At 58.0% G+C, this 19462-nt stretch carries 16 protein-coding genes and 1 pseudogene; 8 read left to right on the top strand and 9 right to left on the bottom strand.

What is annotated here, in order from left to right; all coding sequences use genetic code 11:
- Positions 1-6 precede the first annotated feature (6 nt).
- Positions 7-514 (top strand): annotated as a pseudogene (locus THALAR_RS19060) (DDE-type integrase/transposase/recombinase).
- 203 nt (positions 515-717) lie between these two features.
- Positions 718-1065, top strand: coding sequence for an MliC family protein (locus THALAR_RS09935; protein ID WP_021101415.1), 348 nt, complete (start codon positions 718-720; stop codon positions 1063-1065).
- Between the two features lie 118 nt (positions 1066-1183).
- Here THALAR_RS09935 and THALAR_RS09930 read toward each other — a convergent pair whose 3' ends face one another.
- Complete coding sequence (locus THALAR_RS09930; RefSeq protein WP_021101414.1) at positions 1184-2443, bottom strand: D-amino acid dehydrogenase; 1260 nt, start codon at positions 2441-2443, stop codon at positions 1184-1186.
- 663 nt (positions 2444-3106) lie between these two features.
- Between THALAR_RS09930 and THALAR_RS09925 the strand changes: the two genes are divergently transcribed.
- From THALAR_RS09925 to THALAR_RS09915, 3 genes are all read left to right on the top strand, one after another.
- Positions 3107-3424: a DUF1127 domain-containing protein gene (locus tag THALAR_RS09925; RefSeq protein WP_021101413.1), complete on the top strand. Its 318-nt coding sequence runs from the start codon at positions 3107-3109 to the stop codon at positions 3422-3424.
- A 173-nt stretch (positions 3425-3597) separates the two neighbouring features.
- A complete protein-coding gene (locus THALAR_RS09920; protein WP_154666790.1) occupies positions 3598-4524 on the top strand; it encodes a mechanosensitive ion channel family protein in 927 nt (308 codons plus the stop codon).
- Positions 4525-4588: 64 nt separating this feature from the next.
- Entirely contained in the window at positions 4589-5449 is an 861-nt protein-coding gene (locus THALAR_RS09915) for a universal stress protein (protein ID WP_021101411.1), read from the top strand.
- Positions 5450-5461: 12 nt separating this feature from the next.
- Here the strand turns inward: THALAR_RS09915 and THALAR_RS09910 are convergent, their stop codons facing one another.
- The gene (locus THALAR_RS09910) at positions 5462-7975 is read right to left on the bottom strand and encodes a cation:proton antiporter (RefSeq protein ID WP_021101410.1); all 2514 of its coding nucleotides are present in this window, start codon (positions 7973-7975) and stop codon (positions 5462-5464) included.
- 122 nt (positions 7976-8097) lie between these two features.
- Here THALAR_RS09910 and THALAR_RS09905 point away from each other — a divergent pair, with 122 nt between their 5' ends.
- From THALAR_RS09905 to THALAR_RS09895, 3 genes are all read left to right on the top strand, one after another.
- On the top strand, positions 8098-9756 hold the full coding sequence (locus THALAR_RS09905; RefSeq protein ID WP_021101409.1) for an alpha/beta hydrolase: 1659 nt from the start codon (positions 8098-8100) through the stop codon (positions 9754-9756).
- Between the two features lie 73 nt (positions 9757-9829).
- On the top strand, positions 9830-10555 hold the full coding sequence (locus tag THALAR_RS09900) for a sulfite exporter TauE/SafE family protein (RefSeq protein ID WP_021101408.1): 726 nt from the start codon (positions 9830-9832) through the stop codon (positions 10553-10555).
- Positions 10556-10603: 48 nt separating this feature from the next.
- The gene (locus THALAR_RS09895; RefSeq protein ID WP_021101407.1) at positions 10604-11647 is read left to right on the top strand and encodes a PLP-dependent cysteine synthase family protein; all 1044 of its coding nucleotides are present in this window, start codon (positions 10604-10606) and stop codon (positions 11645-11647) included.
- Positions 11648-11819: 172 nt separating this feature from the next.
- Here the strand turns inward: THALAR_RS09895 and THALAR_RS09890 are convergent, their stop codons facing one another.
- The 7 genes from THALAR_RS09890 to THALAR_RS09860 all read right to left on the bottom strand — a co-directional run bounded on the left by THALAR_RS09890 (position 11820) and on the right by THALAR_RS09860 (position 19426).
- Positions 11820-12074, bottom strand: a complete 255-nt coding sequence (locus tag THALAR_RS09890; protein WP_021101406.1) for a hypothetical protein — start codon at positions 12072-12074, stop codon at positions 11820-11822.
- 62 nt (positions 12075-12136) lie between these two features.
- Positions 12137-12586, bottom strand: a complete 450-nt coding sequence (locus THALAR_RS09885) for a hypothetical protein (RefSeq protein ID WP_021101405.1) — start codon at positions 12584-12586, stop codon at positions 12137-12139.
- Positions 12570-12866 (bottom strand): hypothetical protein, encoded by a 297-nt coding sequence (locus THALAR_RS09880; protein ID WP_154666789.1) that lies wholly within the window; start codon positions 12864-12866, stop codon positions 12570-12572. Before THALAR_RS09880 ends, THALAR_RS09885 begins: the two co-directional genes overlap by 17 nt.
- A gap of 291 nt (positions 12867-13157) precedes the next feature.
- Positions 13158-14093, bottom strand: a complete 936-nt coding sequence (locus tag THALAR_RS09875; RefSeq protein WP_083483447.1) for a S1 family peptidase — start codon at positions 14091-14093, stop codon at positions 13158-13160.
- A 2-nt stretch (positions 14094-14095) separates the two neighbouring features.
- A complete protein-coding gene (locus tag THALAR_RS09870) occupies positions 14096-15961 on the bottom strand; it encodes a trypsin-like serine protease (protein ID WP_021101401.1) in 1866 nt (621 codons plus the stop codon).
- 230 nt (positions 15962-16191) lie between these two features.
- Entirely contained in the window at positions 16192-17034 is an 843-nt protein-coding gene (locus tag THALAR_RS09865; protein WP_169788533.1) for a transporter substrate-binding domain-containing protein, read from the bottom strand.
- A gap of 157 nt (positions 17035-17191) precedes the next feature.
- On the bottom strand, positions 17192-19426 hold the full coding sequence (locus THALAR_RS09860; protein WP_211264797.1) for a S1 family peptidase: 2235 nt from the start codon (positions 19424-19426) through the stop codon (positions 17192-17194).
- Positions 19427-19462 lie beyond the last annotated feature (36 nt).

Here is a 19462-nt window from a genome sequence, read left to right as displayed (position 1 = left end):
TCGAGCATGCCGTGGATATCCCTGTTCATGCGCCACCGCTTTCCACGTGACATCATCAATTGTGCGGTGCGGTGGTATCTGCGCCACCCGCTGTCCTATCAGGACGTGGTGGATCTGCCTGCAGAGCACGGGATCAAGGGCAGCAAAAGCCTTTATGAACAAGGCCATCGAACGCGTGAGGGTGCATCGCCCGGTCACCATCGTCACAGACAAAGCCTCCTGCTATCGGCGTGTCATCCACGAAATTAATCACTGCTGTGACACTCATTTCGACAGCATTCGGCACATCGGCAAGAAGTGACGCGAAAACCTCATCAAGGGCGATCACGCTGCCTTGAAACGCCTCTTTGACTCCCGTAAGAGCTTTCGCCCGCTACGATCAGCTAAAGCAACCCTAAGCGGAAGAGAGACAATTCGAACGATCAAGCGAGGCCATATCCATTACAAACAACCAAACGTCAGAGGCGAAATCCAGGTCATCGGTCAGCTTTTGCAGCCGCATGATCTAGCGTAGTAGAACCGCACAAACGCGGCATCAGCCGATTAGTGCAACAGTCCCATGCGAAAACGTGGACCAATTCGGTGAGGCCTTCCAGTGGCACCATGACAACAGGCGCTTGTGCGCAGATTCGAATTGTATGAAGTTGATGAGGTTGCCGCTGCAGGGTGAGGCCGCATCTTTCCATCCTCAATTCCTATCACCAAACAGGAGAAGCAATGAGACATCTAACGATCACCACGGTGGCCCTTCTTGTTGCTGCCACTACGGCGTTTGCCGATGCCCGTCTGTCGGTTACGCTCGACATCGACGAGGACAGCTCGCTTTCGTCAATCGGCTATACGTGTGAGGGCCGGGATGACATCACAGTTCAATACGTGAACTCGGGCGTCAATGCGCTGGCCATGATGGAAATCGACGACGACGACCGTATTTTTGTGAACGTGGTTTCGGCTTCGGGCGCCCGGTATGTGTCCGGCGAGTATGTCTGGTGGTCAAAGGGAGACATGGCGACCCTGGAGAACTCCCTGGAAAACGGGGCGATCATTCAGTGCAGCGAAAGGTGATTGCCGCAGGCAGCGTCGGGGCGGGAGGCTCTGCTCCGCACATTTCCTGAAGGCACACGCTTGAGAACCGGAAAGCCACCGGCTTCGGGCAGGTCCTCGGCCTGCCCACCCTGGGTGATTACCGCGCGTATCTGGCGGCCGTCAGCCCATCCATAGAAATCTCCGGCGTCTTGCCAAGCACCACATCGGCAACCGCACGCCCAGACCCGCAGGCCATGGTCCAGCCCAGAGTGCCGTGGCCCGTGTTGAGGAACAGATTGTCGTATTGGGTCGGCCCCAGAACCGGTGTTCCATCCGGGGTCATGGGCCGCAGTCCCGTCCAGCCCTCGGCGCGCGCAATATCCCCGCCCTTGGGGAACAGATCGCCGATCACATGCTTGACGGTATCGGTTGCGTGGGGGCCAAGGCGGTTGGAATAGCCCGCGATCTCCGCCTGCCCGGCCACACGGATGCGGTCGCCAAGCCGGGTGATTGCAACCTTGTGGGTCTCGTCCATGATGGTCGATTGCGGTGCCATCGCGTCGTCCGTGACCGGCAGCGTGACGGAATAGCCTTTGACCGGATAGACCGGCAGCCTGATCCCGATTGGGTTCAACACGCCGGTCGCGTAGCTGCCCATGGCGCAGACATAGGCGTCCCCGGTGATCCGCCCTGCGATTTCGGTGTCGACGCCCGCGATCCTGCCATTCTCCATGGCGATGGATTTGATCGACTGGCCGTATTGAAACTCGACCCCCATCTCGACGCATTTCTCGGTCAGCGCGATGGTGAACAACCGGCAGTCGCCGGTGCGGTCTGCCGTCAGGCGCAGCCCACCGACGAATTTGTCCCGTACGGCACCGAGCGCCGGTTCGACAGCGATACATCCGTCGCGGTCCAGCACCTCGTACGGAGAGTCGTATTCGGCCAGAATATCCTGATCCGCCTTGGAGGCCTTCACCTGCTTGTCCGTGCGGAACAGCTGCAAGGTGCCCTGCTGGCGACCATCGTATTTAATGCCCGTCTCCGCGATCAGTTCCGGCATGACGTCGCGCGAATAGCTCGATACGCGCACCATGCGCCCCTTGTTGATGCGATAGCTGTCCTCGTTGCAGTTGCGCAGCATCTGGGCGCACCATTTCCACATCGTCGGGCTGATCAGGGGCCAGATGAACAGCGGACGGCGCTTCATGAACATCCACTTGACCGCCTTGAGCGGAATGCCGGGAGCCGCCCAAGGCGACGTCATGCCATAGCTCAGCTGGCCCGCGTTGGCATAGCTGGTCTCCAGCCCGGGACCGATCTGACGGTCGATCACCACGACCTCGGCCCCCTGTTTGGCAAGGTAATAGGCTGTCGTGACCCCGATGACCCCTGCACCCATGACGATGATTTTCATAATGAATATCCTTTGATTGCGCGGCGGAACTTTATCCGCATCACGCCTGAACAGTAGCCGTTGTCAACATCTTCGGGCCAGGCCGGACACCTGCAAGATTGTGCTACCTTACGCTTTCCCCGTGCGATTGACATATCGTTCATGGCTCTATCGCGAACCTTCGTTTTGCTGGGGCGAAACGACGCGTCTGACTTCAGGATAACGGGGATGCGGGCGGTTCAGCAGGGGAATTCGAAACTGATCTACGTATTCCATCATACCGGCGTATTTGTGCACCCAGACCAGGTTCGCCAATCACCGCACCAAACCGGTCAATGACGCGTTTTCGTGGCTTAAATGGCCCATAAACGCCCTTTTCTGATAAAAAACATCAGACAAAACCGTGCCCTGTTGAAAGACGCGGCGCGATATCCCAGATGAGGGCCATGATGATGTTTAGTCTCCATAAGAGAACCTTGCTTTTTGCGGGTCAGACCCTGAACCGGCGGTAGCCCCGGGCGGGGCTGGCACTTGTGCCGCTCACGCCACGGGGTTTCGAATGGTCACCCGACCAGACCAAAGGGACGTCGACATCTTCGCCTGAAAATCTGATTTGCGTTCAGTAAAAACCATCAGCGCGAAAAGGCGGCGTCAGGACTTTTTCTCTTAACGATGGAGGATGACATGCATCCGATCTTGTTTCACTGTGAACTTCTGGCACTTCGCCCCATGGCCATCGCGGCAAATAGCAGTTCAACACCCAGACGTGGTGGGCCTGCAAAACGCTGGATGCGTTCCGCTTTCGAAAGCTGGCAACGGCGCAAAACCATCGCAGCACTACGTGCGCTGAACGATCATACCCTCCGGGACATTGGTGTTCATCGCAGCAATATTGAACGCTTCGTTGACGGGCTATGCGGGCGAGACTCCCGCATTGAAACCATGCCGGGAGAGATCGTTGAGCGGCACCACGGCCAAAGCAGATTGTTGCTTGCCGCATAGACCAAAATGACAACAATTCGGTTGCGCCATTGGAAGCAATTGGCGCAACCTTTAGACATTAGTCAGCCGGGAACCGATCTGGCGATTAGAATCTAGCGTTTTTTTTGCGTATGCTTTTCAAGAAACAATCCGGCTACCAAAATGTATCAGCTTCGGGCGCGTAAGGGAATTTCATGAGTATGTTGCAGCATCTGCGCCGACTTGTTTTACCGTTTGTCGCGTTAGCTGTTACGATTGGCTTCGTTCTGCACCAGTCGAAATTTCCCGAACCGTTAGCGGACGACGAAACCTTGACCTTTGTTGCCACCGCTGCGGCCTACTTTGCGGTAGCTTGGACTGCCAGCCGCATCATTGCAGTGCTACTTGACAAGATCGGTGGCCGACGTCCGCATCCTCGGCTACTCAAAGACCTGATATCAGCCTTCCTGTTCATGATGGCCTTCATCGCGACCACCGCGCTTTATCTGGGTCAGGGGGCGGTTGGTGCCCTTGCCGGATCCGGCATCATTCTTGCCCTGCTCGGGTTCGCAATCCGCAACGTCGTTGCCGATACCCTGTCAGGCGTCGCACTTGCTATCGAGGCGCCATTCCGCATCGGGGACTGGATTGATATCGAAAGCCTTGCGCGAGGTAAGGTAATCGAGATCGGATGGCGGACCACGCGCCTGCAAACGCTGGACGCCACCTATGTCATTCTGCCCAACAGCCAGATTTCGCGTCAACGCATCACCAACTACTCCGCCCCGAAACGCGAATTCAGAGCGCAGATCCAGATCACGCTCGATCATGTGCTGCCCATAGAAAAAGCGCGCGAAATCATCCTGCAAGCTCTGAGCGAGGCCAAGATGATCCAGCAGGAGCCCGCCGCCGATGTTCGGGTGCGATCTTATGAAGAGAGCGGCATCTGCTATACCGTGCGTTACTGGGTGCCAAGGTTCGAGCGCGCCATAGACTGCCGGGACGAGATTTTCAGCCTGATCGACGATGGGCTTCGCCGCGCTGGCAGCATCGCGCCCTACAGGCGGATACAACTGGTCAGTCCAATTGGAGATGGCAGTGTCCCGGAAGAGATAGCGACGAATTCGGCAGAGGAGCGCTGATGCGGCTGACGCCTGTCTGATACTGCTACTGCGCTCGTCAAACACACTTAACGGAGGTCTTTCCATGCCCAAATCAGTAATCCTCGCGGCAGTCGGTCGCCTTCCGCAAGACATGGCGGTCCTGAGACGCGCGATCGAGCTTGTGAAAAACCACGACGCCGATTTTTGGGTCGCGCATGTTCTCGATCTTCCGGGCGATCCGTCGGAGCTTGACGACGCCTCGACCTTTCTTGGCCAGGCGGCATTTGCTGCGCGCGACCGGATCGAGGCGGCGCTGCTCGAGTTGGGGGTGGAGAAATCCCAAGTGAGCATCCGCATCGAAGCAGGGGCACATGCCCTTACCTTGATCGACCTCTGCCGACAGGTGGATCCAGCCCTTGTCGTTATGCGCGCGCACCAGAAAAGAAAGATATCCGAAAGGCTTCTTGGATCAACGACAGAACGTGTGATTGCGGCTGCGTCGACCCCCGTCCTTGTTGTGAAAACGAAGGCCGAGGCCCCCTACGCGCGCGCAGTCGTGGCAACCAACGGGACGGATGAAGCGCTGGACCTGATGCGGTTTGTCTCGCAGCAACTGCCCGGCGTTAAATTGCGCTTGTTACAGGTCGTCCATATCCCCCGGCAACTGAAGGAAGCCATGCTGCGTACCGGCGCTGGCAAGGTGGCGTTTGCGGACCATCGGGAACAACTGATCCTTAAGGCGGAAGAACACCTCAGGCTTTTGGTGAGCAAAAGTGACGTGAGCATTCAGCCCGCCGTGGCCAAAGGCGACCCTGCCAAGACGCTGGTGGCGTATTGTCAGGATCAGAACATGGATTTGATCGCCATGGGTCAGGCACGCAAAAATCTGGTCAGCCGCGCGTTCATCGGCAGCGTCTCCCGCCGTGTCTTGCGGGATGCAGATTGTGACGTGCTGATATCGTGATCTGGATGGCGTTCAGGCGGTTTTCTGAACGTCGCCCAGCAAAATCTCCGGATCAATCCCGCGCTTCTCGCCACTTTCCCGCACGGCGTTCTGCAACCCCACACTTTTCTCCAGCAGCGCTCGAAAGCGCACAATATCCAGAACAAGCAGGGTCGTCGGCGTAATCGCACGCACTTCGGCACGACGCGCGTTTTTCGTCAGGATCGCGACCTGCCCAAACATCTCCCCGCGCCCTAAACGCCATGTCTGGCCTGCGCTCTCCAGCTCGACCGCACCCGACGCGATGAAATACACATTCCGGACCGGGGCTTCCTTGCGCACGATGATATCGTCAGGGCTGACATAGCGGAACTTCAGCGCGCGGTTGAGCCGACGGATTGCCGCTTCATCAAGCCCTTCGAACAGCGGAAACTGCTTGACCAACTCCAGCCGCTTGAGGCTGATGTCCAACGACGGCCGGTCTTCCAGCGCGCCCCTGCGCCGGGCGAGGTCCTGCATCAACGTTGTAAAGACTTCGGCACCGATCAAGCCGTCCTCCCGCATGGCGGCATATTCCCGTTCTTCCAGACGCAAGGCCGTGCGGCGGATAAAGCGGCGTTCCAGTTCTTCGGCATAGCCCGGATACTGCAGGCGCAGGCCATCGAGGCCGGTCTCCACCATCTCGATGCGGCGCGACAGCAATTCCTGCAACAGCTCGGCAACCCGCCTCCCGTGAATGCGGCGGATTCGCCCGTCGATGAAGGTGCCCAGATCGCGCAGGATGAGGCGCTGCGCCAGCAAGCGTTCAAACCGGTCCGCCGTCATCCGCACCAGCGGACCCGACAGCCCGAAGCGCGAATGAATTGCCACGGCCAGACGCAGTGTGCGGTGATAGGCGGCGGAGCGACGTGCTGCCCGCTGATAGCCACTGCGCCCGCCAACGCGCGCGCCTTCAATCAGCCGATCCGCATCCAGCAAGGTCTGCTCCGCCATCCGCGCGGAAATCGTGCGCTCGCGCACTTTTTGAAGGATCGTATCCCGCTCGAACCCGGCCAGCGCAATAAGTCCAAGGGTAATGCGATCCCTGTCGAGGATGTCCTCGCTTTCCTCTGCGGCTTTCACCGCGTCATCCAGCCTCTCACCGAATCTCAACGCCTCCGAGCGCACGACATCATGGGTCAGGGCGTAATCCTCATTTGTGCGGGCCACATCCTCGCGAACGGTTTGCAGGGCCACGGCAACGACCTGCCGCGACATAGCCTCGTCAATCGGGGATAACCGGTCGAGCTTGAGCCAGCCGATGACGGCGCGCAGCGTCGACCCCTGCACAAGCAGGGTGAAAAGCGTGAACCCGGTGGCCAGAATGCCGACGAGACGCTTCACCTCCAACGGGACGCGCGTGCTTTCCGTCACGGCCATCGCCAGTGCCAGCGTCACGGCACCGCGCAACCCGCCCCATAGAATTGCCGTGCGGTAGGGGCGCTCGATCAAGGGCGACAGTTTCAGCATCGTCAAAAGCGGCAAGAGCCCGAACAGCATAACCGCCCGCGCCGCAACCGCCGCGATGATGACGACACCGATCAAGATGAAATCACTTGCCCGCACGTCCTCCAGCAGCCGCGGGATCAGCAGGGCTGCGAGGATGAAGATCAGCGCACCCGCCCAATGCGCCAGCAGGTCCCAGATCTCGCGCAGGTTGACCCAGGACTCGGGTGGCAACCGCCCGGGTCCGGCAAGGTTCAGCGTCAGGCCCGCCGCAACGACGGCGATGACGCCGGACGCCCCCACCATCTGCTCCGCCCCGATATAGGCAAGGTAGGGTAGGGCGACAGAAACCGAAATCATCGCCAGTTCATGGGCGCTGAACAGGGCCATGATCCACAGACCGACACGCGCCGCCAACCATCCGGTCAGCGCCCCACCCCCGATTAGAACCGGGAATTGCGCCAACGCGCTGCCCAATTCGGGGTCGGGAACCCCGATCATCACATACCCCATGAAAAGCCCGAACAGCGCGATGGCCGCCGCGTCGTTCAGAAGGCTCTCCCCTTCGATGATCCGTGACAGGCGACGGGGTGCGGAAATCGAGCGGAAGATCGACACGACCGCCGACGGGTCCGTGGTCGAGATGATGGACCCGATCAGCAAACAGGCTGCAAGAGGCAGCGCACTGGCCCAGGACAGAGCATAACCGACACTGAGGGTGGCAACGATCACGGCGACGACGGCCAGAACGATGATCGGCACCCAGTCATCGAGCATCCGGCGCAGGTTCATGCCCAATGTAGCCTGAAACAGCAGTGTCGGCAGAAAGACATATAGAAACACGTTCGAGCGGATCGGCAGCGCCAGGATGGCTTCTGCGACCGGGTTGAGCGCATCGGTGATGTTGGTCCGCAGGAAGAATATCGCCGCTGACCCGATCAGCATTCCAAGTGCCGCGAGGATCACGGTAAACGGCAGCCGCAACCTGGCAGACAAGGGCTCAGCCGCGCCGATCACGAGGAACAGCGATGCAATAATCGTGGTTATGAGAATTATGTCCATTTGAAACGATTACCCTAGTTCTGGCGAAGCGTGAACGGCTGTGTGAGAGTGACAGGCTCGGGTGGCCCATCTGCGGGCATTGTATTATCCAAGATGGAACCCTTTTGAACTGGATAGGTCTCATGCGCATTCTGGCTCGAACAGGTCTCTACTTCCTTCCGCTCTGTCTGGGGCTGGTGTTTCTGGCCACCTCGCTCACACCGTCGCTGATCCCGCGGAGCTGGATCGTTCAGGGCGTTCTGGGCGGCACGGTGATGTCGCTGGGATACCTGATCGGGCGGGCCTGCATTGCAATCTGGCGGCTTCTGGACCTGCCTGAACCGCAGGGCCGGACCGGTCAGGTTGCGCGGGTCGTCGCGACTGTCCCGACGGCAATCATCCTTGTGCTGTGTCTGATGAACGCGCGGCAGTGGCAGAACGGCATCCGTGAACTTATGGGGATGGAGTTGTTGGAATCTGCCAACACAGTCCGCACGACGGCGCTGGCCCTTTTCGTGTTCGCGGTGGCGGTGCTGATCGGATACGTCTTGCAATGGCTGTTCGACCGGGTGCGGTTTCGCCTCTATCGCATCATGCCCGCGCGCACGGCGAACGTAGCCGGGTTCCTGATCGTCGCATTCGCTTTGATCCTCCTTGCCAGAGACGGCGTGCTGAACCGCGTCATCATCGGTCTCGACAACTCCGTGACGGTCGCGCAACGGCTCTTTGCCGATGCCCCGCCGCCACCGGCAGCACAGGGTCTGACCGGTGGACGGGACTCCCTGATCAACTGGGGTGCCTTGGGGCAGCCGGGCCGCGACTATGTCCTGACAGGGCCAACCGCCCGCGATATCGCCGCGTTCACCGGACGCGTCGCCCTGAACCCGATCCGCGTCTATGTCGGGCGCGCGCAGGCGGATACGCCACAGGAGCGGGCTGACGTGGCCTTGGCAGAACTGATCCGGCAGGGCGGCTTTGACCGCGAAATCCTGATTGTTGCGATGCCAACAGGCACCGGCTGGATGGATCCGGGCGCATTCGATACCGTCGAATACATGCATGGCGGCGACATCGCGACGGTGGCGGTGCAGTATTCCTACCTGCAATCGCCACTGGCCCTGATTCTGGAGACCCGCACCGGGCTGGATCAGGCGGAAGCCTTGATCAGCACCATTCACACTTATTGGCGTGACCTGCCCGAGGATGCACGCCCGCGCCTTTATGTCCACGGCCTCAGCCTTGGTGCCTGGTCGTTGATGCACGGCACGGACATGTTTACGCTGCTGGACAATCCGATCAACGGGGCGCTGTGGGTCGGCCCGCCCTTCCCGTCACTGCGCTGGCAGAACATCGTCGCGTCGCGCAACAAGGAGAGCCCCTACATTCTGCCGGAACTGGGCGAGAACCGGCTTGTCCGCTTTGCCTCGCACTATACCGACCCGGGCGGGCCGGACGGCTGGGGCAATATGCGGATCGTCTTTTTGCAATACTCCAGTGACCCCATCGTGTTCTTCACCTCCAGTTCGCTGTTTCGCAAACCGGAATGGATGCGCGAACCGCCCGGGCCTGACGTTTCACCTGCGATGCGATTCCTGCCGGTCGTCACACAGTTTCAACTCGCTGTGGACATGGCACTGGCCTCCACCGCGCCGGATGGCCACGGACATGCCTATTACGCCGCCGATTACATCCGTCCTTGGGTCGCGGTGACCAATCCGCGTGACTGGTCGGATGAGGACACCACGCGGCTGATTGCCCATTGCAGTGCCGGTTTCAAGAACGGCTGCGATCATGTAACGTGAACATCGCGCGACGGATCGGATTGTAAGCGGCATTGATCCCTTGTTCCTGTTCAACAAAAAGGCAAGGTGCCGGATGGAGCTCACACAAACGATCTCTTCACTCGTCGTCGCGAATGCCATTGTGATCTTCGGCTCTCTTGTTCAGACGTCTACCGGGATGGGGTTCGGCATGATTGCGGCGCCGCTTCTGGCGCTGATCAGTCTGGAGTATGTCCCCGGTCCGATGCTGTTCGTGAACCTGTTTTTGTCCTTGCTCATGCTGGGAGACAGCAGGACATATGTTGTTCACAAGGAAGTCGCACTGTTAATGCCCGCGATTGTAATCGGGACGGCTATCGCTGCTGTGGTTGTCACGATGATGCCCGCAAGAATGCTTGGAATCGTGTTTCCGTCGCTGATCCTGTGCGCTGTTGCGGTGACGATATTTGCCAGAGCATTGGTCCTGACCACCCGTAACCTGGTGATCTGCGGCGTAGCCGTGGGGCTGATGGGAACCGCAACCGGCATTCCCGGCGGGCCATTGGTGGTTCTTTATCAGAATGAGCCGCTGGAAAAGACCAGACCGACGATGGCGCTGGTGTTTACGTTCTCCTACATCACCTCGCTGGTCGCGCTCGCCCTTGCGGGTGTGTTTGATATGGGTCAGGCGCTGCTGGGGCTATTGATGCTGCCCGGTTTGATCCTGGGTTATGTCATCGGAAAGCGGGTGCGCGGCCATATGAGCAGGGCATTGGGCCGGTTTCTGATGCTCTCCATCGCGGCAAGCGGCGCTTTGTTATTGCTGATCAAATCCCTATGAAGGGGGTCACTACGCAAGATATCCACCACAGGAAGCCGGGGTAGAGCAATGAACAACTGGGTCGCAGAAGCAATTGGCAAGATCAACGCGGATGCGCACCGGTCGGCGGACACCCATCTGTTCAAATTGCCCCTGCCGCGGCTCGAAGGCGTCGACATCTATCTCAAGGATGAAAGCACCCACCCGACAGGCAGCCTCAAACACCGGTTAGCGCGATCATTGTTCCTCTATGCCCTGTGCAACGGTCAAATTGATGAGCATACCACCATTGTCGAAGCATCTTCTGGCAGCACCGCCGTCTCCGAGGCCTATTTCGCCCGCATGATCGGTGTGCCCTTCATCGCGGTGATGCCCAAAAGCACCGCGCGCAGCAAGATACGGCTCATCGAATTCTATTGCGGGCAGATCCACTTCGTCGACAGCGCGCCACAGATGCACGACGCCTCGGTCAAGCTTGCCCGCGACATCGGTGGCTATTTCATGGATCAATTCACCTATGCCGAGCGGGCAACGGACTGGCGCGGCAACAACAATATCGCCGAGAGTCTCTTCACTCAGATGGCGCATGAACCGCACCCGATCCCGGCGCATCTGGTGATGAGCGCAGGCACAGGCGGCACCTCCGCCACGCTGGGCCGCTATATCCGGTACAAGGGCTATGACACCGCGCTCACCGTGGTCGATCCGGAAAACTCGGTTTTCTATGACAGCTACATGTCGGGCGATCGCAGCCTGACGTCGGACGCCTCCAGCCGTATTGAGGGCATTGGTCGCCCCAAGGTCGAGAAGTCATTTCAGCCCGGCGTCATCGACCATATGATCCAGGTGCCGGACGCCGCCAGCATCGCCACGATGCTGTGGCTGGAAAAGCTGATCGGGCGCAAGACAGGCCCTTCAACGGGGACAAACCTTTGGGGAGCCTTGCAGATCGCGAAATCCATGAACGAGGCCGGGCGTAGGGGACCGCTCGTCACCCTGCTGTGCGATAGCGGGGACCGGTATCTGGATACCTATCACAACCCCGATTGGGTTAGGGAATGTATCGGTAATCACCAGACTTTTGGTGATGAGTTAGAGACAGATTTCAGCTGAATTGCGACATAGCCCGCTGACCATATGCTGAGACCAACGCCAGTGTCTATCGCCAGCCGATGACCAAGGGCCGGTGCAGTCCAGGACTGCGACGTTGAGAGAGCCCGAATTGACCTATGTATATCCGGCTTGGACACACGGTCAGTTGATTGACAACTTGCCCCTTCCGCAGTCAGCCGGAGCAAAGTTGCATCGCGGCCTTCGCGGCCAGATCATAGCGCCTTTCAAGATGCATGGACTCCCATGGCTCGTCATTGAACTTGGGGCGTACGGGTTCTATGAGAGGGCTGCTCCAGCTGTCATCCCCGACAGACGATTTTGCGAACACCGATCGCGGGAACAGGTATGTCTTGGGGACCGAGATGTCGATTTCCAGCATTGGCCGCGTGCGTTCGGCCGGCGCGTAATAGGCGGCTGACAGGCTCACTAAATGCCCGTCCCGGCCGCTCCCACCGCGACAGGATGATACGTGCTACAGTGCCGCCTTTTTCATCCGGAAGGGCCTCGAAGGCATCGGCCACAGTGCGGCCCCATGGGTCGGTCGGGATGGAGATTGTCTTGGGTGAAGTCCTTAACGTGCGCAAAGCCCGCGTCCAGCAGTCGCGCCTCGACGTCGGCATGGTTGGTCTGGTCCGTTGGGCAGAACAAATCCGCACGCACCAGAAGGCCATCCGAGAGGGCTATCCTGTACGCGCCGTCAGGGCAGGTGAGCAGCAGATTATCGTTGTTAAATGTAATATCAACACCGACCGCTGCGCCGCCGAAGCCGGGATGGACCTCGTCCGGAAGGAAGCCCAGATCAAGGCTGCTGCCTTGCTGCACCGCATGCATGTTGGCGTAGGGTGTAAGCTCCAGCGTCGGCTGTAGGGTCTGCGCCCCTGCCAGCCCGCCAAAAGCCAGCGCCACAGTGCCCGCTACAAATCTAAAACCCACGTGCATCCGCTGCCATCCTGCTGTGCTCTGCGCCCAAATAGCGCCTGTCGCCGCCTTCGAAATACAACTCGTCAAACCGCGAGACGACCTGCACCGTGTAGGGGTAGCCATCACCCGCCTCCGTCAGCCAGCCGGAGCTGACATAGGTCAGAATAATGCGGCCGGCAAGCTGCACGGAAACTCTGGCGACAGAGATCGGAGCCAACCATTTTGAGCGCATGCGACGGATCGACATAAGGTTGTACGGCTTGAGAATGCTTGGCTCAGCCTGGCTCGCGTCGCTCACATCGCGGGGCCAGTTTGAGACTTTCGCGCCTGCGGCAATTGATACCTCCACCAACTGTCGATTGTTGGGAACTCCCATTTTGTTGTGCGAAATTGACCGGGCTCTTCGAGAGCTTCCCAGTGACGTTCCCCAACATAGAAAGGTGATGGAGAGGACCCGTGAGATGTCGTAGGTCCTCGGTAGGAGACTTCTGAAAAAACGTTGCACCAGTACTGCCATTGTCGATGGATCCGACAGGGCAACGCCGCCCACAAGGGTGGCAGTGACGGTCGCGCGCTGGTAAGCGCGGCGCTAGTGGCTGTAGCGCACGCATTTGGCATAGGCACCGTGGCTTCCGCCATTGAAATTCTCGCCGTTCAGGACAAAGAAGCCTTCCTTGAGCAGAATCTCCACGGAGTCGCTGGGATCGTTGAATTCACCGAAAATACCCGCGAGAAAACAGAAACCTTCTGTCTCGTTGACCTTCAACTCCAGCGGCGCCTCCCCTGTCTCCCACCAGAGGTCCTCAACATCAATGTCTCCTGTGCCGAAAAGATCAATAAGGCGGTACTGGGAGTAGCAGGGTTTGGGGCTTGGCGTCAGATTGAACGTCGCCGCAAAGCTTGCCACTGGAAGAATGCCGTAATAGCTCACCGCGCCGTCGGCTGCGAATTGGGCGCCGCTGACGATACCGACAAGACCATTGAGGTTTTCCGAGAACACCGGCCCGCCGCTCATGCCGCCGACACTTTGACCATCCGTCTCGATGACGCCGGTGGAATTTAGCTCGGTCGTGGACAAAATACCCTCGCGATAGGATGGCGCGCCGGTTTCCGTCTTGCCGGGGAAGCCCGCGACAAAGATTTTTTTGCGTGCTGCTAGTTGCTCCATGGGGCAGAACTGCGCGAACTCATACTCATCCGAGCGCGCAAATTTCAATAGCTTGGCATCAAACCCGACCGCGTCCTGCGGCTGGATGTTGAGCCGTTGCAGATCGAACTCGTCCGCCACGCCGATTGAGCCCGCACAAATGCTGCCATCGGGCACGACATGACGCGCTGTCAAAACATGGCCTTGTGCGCTGACGACGACACCGCTGCCGTGGGAGGTCTTCCCATCTTTGGTGCACTGAATGTAGACGACCTTGTCCGTAAAGACGTCGGCATTTGCGGGCTGTCCGAGATGAGTGAAGCCAAGGGCAAAAGCCAATGCCGCTGCCCTTGAAAAGAGGTTTGAGGCATGTGGCATCTCTACCTCCCAGCCCAATTGATAATTTCGCTCATCCTGGTGGGCGTGATCCGCGTAAAGGCGTTGTTGCTGGCCCAGGGTTCTTCGCCATGCAAGCCATTGGTGTGGACGCCGACGATGTAATCCCCTGCGTCGCTCATCATCACAGGCGAGCCGCTGGTGCCGCCGAAAGTATCGTTTTGGTAGAACCCTTTCAGATCCCATAAAATTCTGAGCTTGTCGGTGCTGACCCATTGCCGTCCGGGGGGCGCTTTGTCTGCCGCATAGCCGTGGACGATGGTCGGTTTCTCGATCTGGTCGTCGTTCATAGTGGTCACACCCATCCATCCCGTTGTCAGCCCGATGTCGCAATCAAGTTTGATGGCACCGAGGTCGTAATACCGCGCCTCCAGTGAGGTCACGGAATTCACCCATCCGCTGAGCGTGTAGGCCGCAATCGCGCCGCAGCGGCCGAATGGGGCCGCACCCACGTTGCGACCGGGCACCAGCCTGTAGTTTGAATAGGGCCGCCCCGCCTGTGTGCCGCTGTGTATGCAATGACCTGCCGTGAGGACCGTGTCTTTCGAGATCATAGTCCCGGTACACAAGCTATCGGAGCGTCCGTTGTTGAAGAGGGTCTGCACTATCGCGCGCTCGGGGAATCCTCTTGTGTCGGTGATTGCGACCCGATCATCCTCGCCAATCACCGAGAAAGGCACGAAGGTTTCGGGTTCCACCGATGCAGCCCCCATTTCGTATTCGGCGTAGATACTGCGTGCGTCGATCAACGCTGCGCTCTCGTCGGCGGTGAGCTGGACGTTTTCTTCAACCTCGCCAGTGCCCATATCTGGCTCGATCGACATGAGTGCGCCGGATTCTGTAGCTGTCTCGGGGCGAAGGTTGAACTCCACGCCCTCTTCGGGATTGCGAGTTTCCGTCGGCGTCACGACCACCTCGGCGTCGCGGTATCTCCACTCAATCGGGTCAAGGAGCGCTTCTTGAGTTGCTTCGTCCAACTCGCCCGTTTCCGTCAAACCGCGCTCTGCCTGAAACTCGCGAAGTGCTTCGGCACGTTCGTCCTCAGAGCCGCTTTCGGTGGACGAAAAATCGTCGGGCACGAGACCGCTTTCGCGCATGATGTCGTCGAACAGCGCGACCTCATCTTCAACGATCCCCCCGGCCATTTCAAACGCGCCGGTTTCAAACCCTGCGCCTTCCTTGGCCTGAAAAACATTGGACCAAGCCTTGTTGAACCAGACCTTGGCCTGAGCGTAGCCATGGGCGGCTGGCCCGTTGACCAAAACCCGCACGCGATGCCGATCGTGGTCGTCGGCGGCGGCATTGATGTTGCGCGCGCTCCAATAAGCTAGTGCTGCGCGTAGGCCTGCGTCCGGTTGGCGTGCAAGTTCGGGATCATCAGCAATAGGCAGGTTGATTTCTACGCCGCGTTTACGGAAGTTGGACAGCCCCGTGAGCTGGATGTAGCCGGACCCGCGATAGTTCCAACCATCGTCTGTGTCACGCCCCCGATTGCCAAGCCGCGCGCCATACACCCAATTCGCAACCTCTCGTGGCTTTCGTGCGACCTCTGCGGCCTTTGCGCGGGAAATAGTCCTGCGACTGAACACCCGAATGAGGGTCGCCTCAGAGTAGTTCATATTCTCGTCAAGGCGCTTCAATCCGCCCGTTTCCGTCATCACCTGCGATAGAAAATGCGCCATTCTAAGCCGGGTCGTGATGCCATGCTCGGCGAACTGATCTTCGGCATCGGCAATAGCACGGGCGAGGGCGTCATCAGCTCTGGGTGAAATTTTTTTGATGTCGTCAAACGTCACCAGTTGTTCTGCCCGTGCGATACCCGGCGAAATTGCGACGCCGATTACAACCACGAACGATCCGAGCTTGGAAGCAAAATTCCTAGTCCAACATTTTTGCATCTTATTCTTCCTAGATAAAACCAGAGAAGACACTGTGCCAGTTGCGCACAAGGAGCTTAAATAGACGCCATGATTGACCTTAGGTCAAGTTCCTTGAAGTTGAGGCGTTGGCGTCCTCACAAAGCGCCTAGCGAAATTTTGTTACGACCCTTTGATTTCTTACAATTTTTTGATGTGTTCGATTATTTCGGGATCGACTGGATATCAAAAAGTGTTTCCAGAATTTCGTCCTGACTGCGGCTTGGGATATGTTCTTTCACTAAAGCGAGGGCGGTGCCGTTTCGAAAAAGTTCGGCGAGGGCACGGTCAACGTCAAACCTGAATTGGTCGTCACCCTTGCGGGCCATGGCCAAGGCATAGGGCTCGTACGATAATCCCACGCGGCTGATCCGATGGGTGTCATTCATCGCGGGGTTGTTGGCCATCATAGTCGTGAGAATGTCGCGATCTGCGACATAGCCTGCAAGCTCGCCGCCTAAAATGGCTTTGGCAGCCACTTGGTGGCTTTCAACAGATTTGAACTCGAAGGCCATCGTTTCCCCGCCTGTGACGCGACCTGTGTCGATATTGTCTTTGGTGGTTGTGTTGTCGAGATATCCGATCTGTAGCGTTTCCGCGTCTGAGGTGGTCTTGGGGAACATGAGTGCGGTGTCGGTGACAAAAGAGATCAAACTGAAGTTAAAGTCCTCGCGCCGCTTGATCGTCACTGTTGTGGCGCCGCACAAGAGGCTGCACTGCCCCTCTTTCAACGCCTCAAAGCGGTTCTCGACAGTTACTGGCACCAGTTCAGGTGGTGGATAGTTCAGAATGCGCGCCACATGGCGACATAAATCGACGGAGTACCCTGCCGGTTCGTTCGTTTCGTTAAGATATGAAAACGGCGGCGCATCCACGCGAAAGCAGATTGCCAATTCCTCCGCGTGCGCTTGTGACATTGCGAATAGCGCGGTGGTGAGAGCAGCGAACTTGCCTAGCACGTTGTGCATCCCGGGATCGCCTTGCAGCTTACGGCCCAGCCACAGCACGCGCCGCAACAACACCATTTCTCCTGCGCCTCATTTGCGGCAATCGTCAAAGCGCGTCGGTTCGCATCGCAAAGGAGTGTATCTCCGCCAACTGATGACACCCCCAGCAGGCCAAATATCAACATCATTGCCGCTGGTAAGCGCGTAAACATGCTTATCATCTCGGGCATCCTCCGTGATTATCCTCCGTTTGCATCTCAACCTCGGTGAAAAATAACGTCGCCAAAATAAGATGTGCGAAATGATTGGCGACGATTTCCTTATCCAGGCCCAAGCGCGTCATGCTAAACGAAAGGGCGGTCTCTTTCTTGAGCGCCGCTTTCAGGGTGTCGAGCCAGCCTTGGTATTCAAGATAATTGCAAATGCGTTCGATATAGCCATCTTTGACATAAATCCGCCCCTCGTGATCTATGCTGTTAAAGTTCTCGATAAACGCGTTTTCGACGGCCTTCATGTCAAGTCGGAGCGGGCTGTCGAAAACAGGGCTGAAATAGATATTGACCGCTTGGGCACGGAGAGGTTCCCGGTCATCGCCACAGAAAATCTCGAGGTCGATGTCTTGGAATAGCGGCACTTTTGACAAGGTTTGACTGCGCGACTCGCCGGCCGATGGCTGATACAAGCGGAAGCGATACCCAAGGTTCTGGTCGGGCTGGATGCGATCTGATGCAAGCTCTGCCGTTACGAGATCGCCAATGGCCACCGGGTCCTGTTGGTTCGCCGTATCAAAAGGCGACCGGGCAGGGCGAAGGTTCTGCCCACATCTTATGATATCGGTATAAAGGGGGTTAACGTCAGGCAGAAGACCCGAGAGTTTCTTGACGAGTTCTGTGGGGCTGGTGCGCACCTGAACCGTCCACAGCTTGTCAAACATCTGCTCGGCAATGCTTTCGGTAATGACCTTGATCTGTCGATAGCCCGCAGTTCGGACAGACGCCTCGGGCGGCGGCAGATAACAAAAACTGTAATCTACGGGGGCGCCATAAGCGGAGTTCTGGTGCAGGGCGTCTTGATCAAAGCGTTTATGGAATTCATATAGATAGGCCTTTTGAATGGCGCAGGCCGGATCGTCGTTCAAGGCTTGAGGCGCGCGATGTTTGAAGCGTCGGTGATAAATGCGAGGATCGTCGGCGAGCACCAAATCCTGATTTTCACGGAATGCGAGATACTCGGTGTAAGCCGCACTCAAAGCATCCGGGTCGGTGGTACGCAAATAGGAATCCCAGCCGGAAATGTAGGGCCATTTTCCGAAATTGCCTTTCGCTTTCAAATTCTCGCCGGGATCACAGCTCTTGTCGTCCCCCGGGCCACACACCTTGTACACCCCGTTGCCAAGAGCGAAGACATAGCCAATATCCGCTGTGATCGGGGCGACAGCCTGCCGGTCGATCAATACCATCAGGCCATATTCTGTTTTGAACATCGTCCACTCCACCTGATTGCCTGCATCATCGGCGATCGCGATGTCTTTGACGGGACGCAAAACCAGACCGACCGGAAAATAGAGAGAGTTGCGCAGGTTGCCTTCCTTGCAATCAAACCACTGCGCGGGGCCAGTCGTGATGGTGACCCAGAATTCCGCCTCTTGTGACAGAATGCTCATGCTTGGCTTGTTCTTGTCGCTGACAAGGCTCGGGATGAAATTCGGATACCGCGACGACAAGGCGCCGCGTAGCAACTCGTTGCATGTCCCTTCGCCAAGAAGATCAATCTCGATCTCGGCAAGGTCATCCTCGCGCCGATTGGCCCTGACGTCGTCCCGGACCCGGCGTACCTCGGTTTTGAAGGCTTCTGCGGCCAATAACGCATAGTTGGAAACCTGGCCGATTGCGTTGAACTGGGCACCGGCAACCAGACCCACCAAATGTCCGTTGGACAGGACCGGGCCACCACTCATGCCGGCGCTTGTGATTGTCAGTGATTGCATCATGCCATCACCGTCGCGCTCGGAATTTAGTACGGTGCCGGTCTGTACGGATGGTGACGCAGCTCCGCCCTCGGGATAGCCCCAAATATTGATGGCACGACCCTTCATATTGGTGGTGTTTGCAACTAACGGGACCGGTTCGAAAGTCTCCTCCCCAAGCCGTGAAAACTTCACGATTGCGAAGTCGTGCCCATTCGACGCGACCCCGACAGGGGTGAGGTCGCGAACCGGTGCAGGGTTCTGGCTGGCCCGTGCTCCTTTGCAGGTCAAATTTTCCTTGGCAACATGTGCGGCGGTCAAAACATGGCCTTCGGAACTGACAATAACACCGGTTCCGGCAGTTACCTTCTCCGCGCCGTCAAAACACTCCAGATACACAATTGACGTCGGCTCTATCTGCGCTGCAAATAGTTTTCCGACGCACAGAACAATCGCCATCCAGAAATAAAAAATAGAGCGCGTCATAAAGATGCCCCCAAACACAGTATAAACCATTTAGTT

The organism is Litoreibacter arenae DSM 19593 (assembly GCF_000442275.2).
In the GTDB taxonomy this organism is placed as follows: domain Bacteria; phylum Pseudomonadota; class Alphaproteobacteria; order Rhodobacterales; family Rhodobacteraceae; genus Litoreibacter; species Litoreibacter arenae.
Note: the sequence above shows the minus strand (reverse complement) of the source record. Positions and strands in the feature narration are given on the sequence as shown.

What these genes read in the sequence shown, in the direction of transcription:
- THALAR_RS09935 (WP_021101415.1), top strand. Translation starts at nt 718, where the DNA reads ATGAGACATCTAACGATCACCACGGTGGCCCTTCTTGTTGCTGCCACT.
- THALAR_RS09930 (WP_021101414.1), bottom strand. Translation starts at nt 2,443, where the DNA reads ATGAAAATCATCGTCATGGGTGCAGGGGTCATCGGGGTCACGACAGCC.
- THALAR_RS09925 (WP_021101413.1), top strand. Translation starts at nt 3,107, where the DNA reads ATGCATCCGATCTTGTTTCACTGTGAACTTCTGGCACTTCGCCCCATG.
- THALAR_RS09920 (WP_154666790.1), top strand. Translation starts at nt 3,598, where the DNA reads ATGAGTATGTTGCAGCATCTGCGCCGACTTGTTTTACCGTTTGTCGCG.
- THALAR_RS09915 (WP_021101411.1), top strand. Translation starts at nt 4,589, where the DNA reads ATGCCCAAATCAGTAATCCTCGCGGCAGTCGGTCGCCTTCCGCAAGAC.
- THALAR_RS09910 (WP_021101410.1), bottom strand. Translation starts at nt 7,975, where the DNA reads ATGGACATAATTCTCATAACCACGATTATTGCATCGCTGTTCCTCGTG.
- THALAR_RS09905 (WP_021101409.1), top strand. Translation starts at nt 8,098, where the DNA reads ATGCGCATTCTGGCTCGAACAGGTCTCTACTTCCTTCCGCTCTGTCTG.
- THALAR_RS09900 (WP_021101408.1), top strand. Translation starts at nt 9,830, where the DNA reads ATGGAGCTCACACAAACGATCTCTTCACTCGTCGTCGCGAATGCCATT.
- THALAR_RS09895 (WP_021101407.1), top strand. Translation starts at nt 10,604, where the DNA reads ATGAACAACTGGGTCGCAGAAGCAATTGGCAAGATCAACGCGGATGCG.
- THALAR_RS09885 (WP_021101405.1), bottom strand. Translation starts at nt 12,586, where the DNA reads ATGCACGTGGGTTTTAGATTTGTAGCGGGCACTGTGGCGCTGGCTTTT.
- THALAR_RS09875 (WP_083483447.1), bottom strand. Translation starts at nt 14,093, where the DNA reads ATGCCACATGCCTCAAACCTCTTTTCAAGGGCAGCGGCATTGGCTTTT.
- THALAR_RS09860 (WP_211264797.1), bottom strand. Translation starts at nt 19,426, where the DNA reads ATGACGCGCTCTATTTTTTATTTCTGGATGGCGATTGTTCTGTGCGTC.